The following is a 1,753-nucleotide window of genomic DNA, read 5'->3' on the forward strand; positions in this document are numbered from 1 at the left end:
CAAGGTTACAACCGCATTCCACTCGTTCAAGAGCTGCTTGCCGACTTGGACACACCGCTCTCAATCTACCTCAAACTCGCCAACAAGCCTTTCACCTACCTGCTCGAATCCGTTGTCGGCGGCGAACGTTTCGGCCGTTATTCCTTTATCGGCCTGCCTTGCAGCCACTATCTCAAAGTCAGTGGCAAACACGTCGATGTTTACCAAAACGGCGAAATCGTTGAACAACACGACGGCAATCCGCTGCCCTTTATCGAAGCCTTCCACAACCGTTTCAAAACGCCCGAAATCCCAAGCCTGCCGCGCTTTACCGGCGGACTGGTCGGCTACTTCGGTTACGAAACCATCTACAATTTCGAACACTTCGCCCACCGCCTCAAAAACACCGCCAAAGCCGATCCGCTCGGCACGCCCGACATCTTGCTGATGCTGTCGCAAGAGTTGGCGGTTATCGACAATTTAAGCGGCAAAATCCACCTCATTGTTTACGCTGATCCCTTGCAGCCCGACGGCTACGAACGCGCCCGCGAACGCCTCGAAGACATCCGCACCCAGTTGCGCCAAAGCTGCGCCATCCCGCTTTCGCTCGGCAGCAAACACACCGAAGCCGTCAGCGAGTTCGGTGAAGAGCCGTTCAAAACCTGCGTCGATAAAATCAAAGACTACATCTTCGCAGGCGACTGTATGCAGGTCGTCCCCAGCCAGCGCATGAGCATGGAATTCACCGACAGCCCGCTCGCCCTCTACCGCGCTCTGCGCACGCTCAACCCTTCGCCTTACCTCTTTTACTACGATTTCGGCGATTTCCACATCGTCGGTTCCTCGCCCGAAATCCTTGTCCGCCGCGAACGCGACGATGTCATCGTCCGCCCCATCGCTGGTACGCGCCTGCGCGGTAAAACCCCCGCCGAAGACCTTGCCAACGAGCAGGACTTGTTAAGTGACGCCAAAGAAATCGCCGAACACGTCATGCTCATCGATTTAGGGCGCAACGACGTCGGCCGCATCAGCAAAACGGGCGAAGTCAAAGTAACCGACAAAATGGTGATTGAAAAATACTCCCATGTGATGCACATCGTTTCCAACGTCGAAGGTCGTCTGAAAGAGGGCGTCACCAACATGGACATCCTCGCCGCCACATTCCCCGCCGGCACACTTTCCGGCGCACCCAAAGTCCGTGCCATGGAAATCATCGAAGAAGTCGAACCGAGCAAACGCGGCATCTACGGCGGCGCCGTCGGCGTATGGGGTTTCAACAACGACATGGATTTGGCGATTGCCATCCGCACCGCCGTAGTGAAAAACAATACCCTATACGTCCAAAGCGGCGCAGGCATCGTCGCCGACTCCGACCCGACTTCCGAATGGCAGGAAACGCAGAATAAGGCCCGAGCAGTGGTCAGGGCGGCGCAGATGGTACAGGAAGGGTTAGATAGGTAAAATCAGTCTTTATATTAATTTTATATTTAGGTATTAGTATGACTATAAAAGCAGACACATTATTCCATTTTACTCCTAGGGAAGATTATTTATTTGATATCCTAGAGAATGGGTTTTGGCCTAGGTATTGCCGAGAGGATATCGGCTGGGCTAAAAATAAAAACTTTGAATTTTGTGCATATCCTATGGTATGTTTTTGTGATATTCCATTATCAAAAATTTCAGAACATACTGAATTTTATGGGGAATTTGGTATTGGAATGACAAAAGAATGGGCTATTGAGCATGAGTTGTCGCCTATTTGGTATGTATT

2 protein-coding genes are annotated in these 1,753 nt (G+C 51.9%); both read left to right on the forward strand.

Going from position 1 to position 1,753, the window contains the following annotated elements; translation table 11 throughout:
• A partial coding sequence (trpE, locus tag ACTHS3_RS12330) for an anthranilate synthase component I (RefSeq protein ID WP_440368064.1) occupies positions 1–1,440 on the forward strand: 1,440 nt, incomplete at its 5' end.
• A gap of 38 nt (positions 1,441–1,478) precedes the next feature.
• Positions 1,479–1,753 (forward strand): abortive infection system antitoxin AbiGi family protein (locus ACTHS3_RS12335; RefSeq protein ID WP_440368065.1); only part of this gene is annotated, 275 nt, incomplete at its 3' end.

The sequence above is a fragment of the Neisseria sp. P0009.S007 genome (genome assembly GCF_051962515.1).